7 protein-coding genes are annotated in these 4,382 nt (G+C 28.9%); 6 read left to right on the top strand and 1 reads right to left on the bottom strand.

Going from position 1 to position 4,382, the window contains the following annotated elements; all coding sequences use genetic code 11:
• The 6 genes from AC1DJR_RS18720 to AC1DJR_RS18745 form a co-directional block, all read left to right on the top strand.
• On the top strand, window positions 1-553 hold a 553-nt coding region (locus AC1DJR_RS18720), incomplete at its 5' end, for a sporulation delaying protein family toxin (RefSeq protein ID WP_477003223.1).
• 160 nt (window positions 554-713) lie between these two features.
• On the top strand, window positions 714-1,343 hold the full coding sequence (locus AC1DJR_RS18725) for a sporulation delaying protein family toxin (RefSeq protein WP_002166921.1): 630 nt from the start codon (window positions 714-716) through the stop codon (window positions 1,341-1,343).
• Between the two features lie 166 nt (window positions 1,344-1,509).
• Entirely contained in the window at window positions 1,510-1,938 is a 429-nt protein-coding gene (locus AC1DJR_RS18730; RefSeq protein ID WP_002166922.1) for a disulfide oxidoreductase, read from the top strand.
• Window positions 1,939-1,942: 4 nt separating this feature from the next.
• Complete coding sequence (locus tag AC1DJR_RS18735; protein ID WP_002166923.1) at window positions 1,943-2,353, top strand: thioredoxin family protein; 411 nt, start codon at window positions 1,943-1,945, stop codon at window positions 2,351-2,353.
• Between the two features lie 168 nt (window positions 2,354-2,521).
• Entirely contained in the window at window positions 2,522-3,151 is a 630-nt protein-coding gene (locus AC1DJR_RS18740) for a sporulation delaying protein family toxin (RefSeq protein ID WP_429688242.1), read from the top strand.
• 326 nt (window positions 3,152-3,477) lie between these two features.
• Window positions 3,478-3,870: a thiol-disulfide oxidoreductase DCC family protein gene (locus AC1DJR_RS18745; RefSeq protein WP_429688243.1), complete on the top strand. Its 393-nt coding sequence runs from the start codon at window positions 3,478-3,480 to the stop codon at window positions 3,868-3,870.
• A gap of 235 nt (window positions 3,871-4,105) precedes the next feature.
• Here the strand turns inward: AC1DJR_RS18745 and AC1DJR_RS18750 are convergent.
• Window positions 4,106-4,382 (bottom strand): hypothetical protein (locus AC1DJR_RS18750; protein WP_477003224.1); only part of this gene is annotated, 277 nt, incomplete at its 5' end.

The following is a 4,382-nucleotide window of genomic DNA, read 5'->3' on the forward strand; positions in this document are numbered from 1 at the left end:
AGTTAAAGCAGCCGAGCAAGAACAAAACCTATCTAAATATTCTGGTGAAGAAATTTTCAAAGGAGTTATTTTCGGGCAGGGTGAATTATCCGAAAATTTCGCTGATATGTGGGACCCTAAAATTTTGAAAGTTATGTCTTCTAAAGAATCCCAAGAAGCAGTTAATGTGTTAATTAGTCAATTAAAAGAACAAAAGCCTGAATATTTCACTAAACTTGAACAAGCCGTGCAACAAAAAAATCCAAAAAAAGTTGATAAATTATTAGAGGAAGGTTCAACTGCACTTATGGAAATTGCTAAAAAAAATGGACGAATAGTTGAAAATGATAAACAAGAGGTATGTGGTCCAACAGTTTGTGCGCTAGCTCTAGTTACATATGGAGTTGCATTTCATGCAGCAGCAGTTGTAACAACAGCTGCGGTTGTAGCAACTATCTATTGGAAAGTATCTATTCAATCAGCCCCAGAATTCCTTGATCCAAGTTTATCTAAAGAAGAAATTCAACAAAAGAGAGAAGATAACATTGCCAACATTTTTAAAAGAATAAGTTAACAAAATTATAATGTAATTTTGTGGGCAAGTTACATCGTTATTATAAAGGTGTAACTTGTCTATTAATGAAAAACAAGAACCACTCCCCTAATTTAAATAATTACTACTATTATACTATTCGTTATAAAAAGATTTTAATAATAATTTGAGGTGATAATAAATGATAAAACAGAAACCTAAACCTATAATAATTATACTATGTTTTTCGCTTATTGTCGGCATGTTATTCAATTTACAAAGTGTAAAAGACAAAGTATATGCTGCGGAAGCACCTACACAATATTCGAAAGAAGAAATTTTTAAAGGGATATTTTTTGGGATTGGAGAATATGGTGAAAAAGTCTACAATGACTCTCCACTAACTATTAGTGAAAGTAAAGAAGAAAGAGATTTTTTAGAAACAGTGGATCATATTACTGAGTATATAAAAAAAGAAAACCCTAGTTACCTGGACGATTTATCTGCAACAATATACAGCAAAAATCCAAATAAAATAAATGAACAATTACAGAAAGGCGGAGAAATTCTAAACAAAGCTTTAACAGAACCCACTAATAACTTAACTGTTGAAGACTCAAAAGCATTAAATAGTTGGTTACAAGGAACAGGTTTATGTCTAGTTTTAGCTATTTACGTGGTTGTTTGGAAATACGTTAAAGTTACATCTTCACCGCCTAGTGATATGCCAGAACCTAAAACAGCAATGCATTATTTAGACAAAAATTCATCAAAGTCAGCTGACACTTTCACTAAAGAACAATTGGTCCATAATATTATTGTAGCACTTTGAAATCAATTTTAGACCTTGATAATTAAAGTGCTACTCCCGATATGAAAAAGATACACTTTTCTTTAAGAGCAAATTTTCAATCTAATATTTGCTCTTAATTTTTAAAAGTACTCTCAATCTCGTAATAATAAAATGCATTTGATGATTTAAAAGGGGACTTTAATATATGAATAATGAAAAAAGATTAGAGTTAACGTTATTCATAATATGGGCAACCAGTTTCATAGCAACTACTTCAAGTTTATACCTATCTGAAATTATGAAATATGAACCCTGTTCATTATGTTGGTACCAACGAATTTTCATGTATCCTTTAGTAATTATCTTAGGAATAGCTACTGTAAAAAAAGATTATAAAATTAGTATTTATAGTCTAATACTTTCAATTATTGGTGGTTCTATATCTTTCTATCATTATTTAATGCAAAAACTTCCTTTGTTGTCAAATGATAAAGCTACTTGTGGAAGGGTTCCTTGCAATACAGATTATTTGGATTGGTATGGGATTATTACAATTCCGTTATTAGCTTTTATTGCGTTCATCATAATAATTAGTGGTAGCATTATCATCATCAAAATACAAAAAAGAGGGTAAGTTCGTGAAAAAAATCATTATTTTTGTAATAGTAACCCTAATTTTATTTGGAGCCATAATTTTTTTCATAAACAAGGAAGAAAAAAATTATTACACTAATAATATTAGTCCAAACCAGCTTCAAGAAGATATTACTAATAAAAAAGATAAAATTATATATTTTTATCAAACAAATTGTTCATATTGTTCTAAAGTATCTCCTGTACTAATTCCAATGGCTAGCGAAATGGATATTAATTTACAAACTTTAAATTTAGAAAAACACCAAAATAGTTGGAATAATTTTAAAATTGAAGGTACACCTACAATTATTCACTACCAAAACGGTAAGGAAATCGATAGATTAGTGGGAGATAATAAGTCAGAAGTCTTTAAGGAGTGGCTAGAAAAAACAAAAAACTCCAAAGATAAATAAATTATAACTAGTATTGTGTTATTTAATCGTGGTGTAGTCCTTTTGATTGAAATGTCGATTTTATTTTTATAAATAAATTTCCGTCACTTATTTATAATGACTTATCACACTTCAATTAATAAGCCAAGTTCTATTAATAAAAATTCCATAATAAAAGGAGATAATAAAATGAAAATTACAAAAAAATGTGTRCCTTTAGCAATAGCTGCTACATGCTTATTTAGTATCTCTACATTAGGTAGTTTGAATGTTAACCAAGTTAAAGCGGATGAGCAAAAACAACAATTATCTAAATATACGAGTGATGATATTTTTAAAGGTGTATTTTTTGGTGTTGGAAAATTTGGCGAAAAGATTTACAGTGATTCTCAAATAAACAGTAACAACAATGACAAAGAAAAGAAATTAGTGAAAGTAGTAGAGGATATTACTGAATATGTAAAGGAAGAAAATCCGAATTACCTCAAAGAATTGTCTGCAGCAATTCATGAAGAAAACCCTAAAAAAATTGATGAACAGTTACAAAAGGGTGGAGAAATTTTGTACAAAGCTTTATATGAGCCGAATAGTAATTTAGATCTTAAGGATTTTAAAGATTCTTATATTTCACCACAGGGGGCAGGTTTTGAAATTATTGCAGTTGTTTGGAAAAGCTATCAAAAAACAGTAGAACGTTCTAGTGAAAAGCTTGATCAAAAAACTGCAATGCGCTATGCAGAAAGAGATACTTTAAAATCAGATAATAAATTTAATAAAGAGCAGCTTATCCACAATGTTATTACAGCACTCAAAAATTAACAACCTAGTCTAAGTTGACTAATGGATTAGCAAATATGAGATGAAAATTCATTTATTTTAGCAAAACAGTCTCTTGTTGAATTTGAGATTGTTTTGCTAACTAATACAATCATCAAAAAAAGAAAAACTATTTATTCGTATCAAAAGAAGTATATATTTCTTTACGGTATCTTTCATAGGACTCTAATGCCTAAAGCATCAAATTAAAATCTGGAATTTTCAAATTTAGTAGAATGTTAAAATGGATGAAATAATTAGTGGAAATAACAAATAAGCGATCCTTAAAGATTAGCTAAAAGTATATATCCTATAAAGGAGGATCAATTATGACCGGTATTGTCCTATTTGATGGTGAGTGTAGTTTTTGTAACCGAAGTATTCAATTTATTATAAAACGGGATCATAACGCTTATTTTCAATTTGCTTCGTTACAGGGTCACATCGGAAGACAATTACTAAAAAAATATCATATTGATGCAAATACTGACAGTATTGTGTTAATTGAAAATGATACTGCTTACATTAAATCCGAAGCTATAATAAATATCTGTAAAAATTTTAATAGACTTTGGAAAGTAACAATTCTTTTTTTATTAATACCAAGGCCCCTACGTGACTTTTTTTATGAAAAATTTGCAGAAAATAGATATAAATTATTTGGAAAGCAAACAAGCTGTTCATTGCCTGCCCCAGAAATCCGAAAAAGATTTCTCGATTGAATATCTGATCTTTATAGTACATTTATTGTATTAAAATCTAAATAACTTAGATGAGTCTAAAAAATACAAAAGAGCCCTTTTACCAAGAGTTCTTTTTGGGAGCTATGGCAACGCTAAGAATAAAGGTAATTTAGTATTAAAAGCTCTTTAAAATCCTTAATATTTATAAGGTTATAAATTTTTTTAGTCTAATGAATGCATATTGTTAAAATAAAAGAAATATACACTTAACTTATTATTTGTATTTTGTTACCGTACCTTCATAATAACATACAATCGAAAACGAGGAACGTTCTTGAGAAACAAGCTGAAGTGTTCCTTGATAAATATCATCATCATATGTAAAAGTATTAGGTATTCTTACTATTGGACCAAGAAGAGGGTTCGGAAATATTTTAATACATCCTTTCACATATTCATTTGCTTCTACATTTTGCGTAATATTTTTACATGTCCCATTATTTTTAGGAATATTCAATTCATCCGCTTGTGCAGAGCTTACTCCTGTAACA

It is taken from the genome of Bacillus sp. 05T31 (assembly GCF_056396725.1).